Source organism: Vibrio sp. 10N.222.49.C9 (assembly GCF_041474985.1).
Taxonomy (GTDB): Bacteria; Pseudomonadota; Gammaproteobacteria; order Enterobacterales; family Vibrionaceae; genus Vibrio; species Vibrio crassostreae_C.
The window spans coordinates 1-268 of the sequence record NZ_JBFRVD010000734.1 but is presented as its reverse complement, the minus strand read 5'-3'; the positions used below and the strand labels follow the sequence as shown (position 1 = coordinate 268).

At 46.3% G+C, this 268-nt stretch carries 1 protein-coding gene; it reads right to left on the bottom strand.

Annotated elements, in window-relative coordinates:
* The coding region (locus AB4585_RS25320) for an efflux RND transporter permease subunit (protein WP_372171531.1) at nucleotides 1-268 on the bottom strand (268 nt) is incomplete at both ends.

Sequence of the window (268 nt, the reverse complement as noted above, 5' to 3'; positions counted from 1 at the left end):
CCCTGAAGTTCTTACCTAGCATAGTGAAGTCATTCACGTACATTGAACCAAGGTTACCCTGAAGGGTTTGGAAGATATCCGTTAGAGATACACCAAGCTGTTTCGCTTTCTCACGGTCAATGTCTACATAGTAGTGCGGCACATTGGCGCGGAAAGTACTGAAGGTATACGCAATCTCTGGCTGTTTATTGGCTTCTTGAATCACATCGTTCATCAATTGCGCCAAGTCCGTGCGGCTACGACCTAGCGTATCCTCAAGTACAAACTC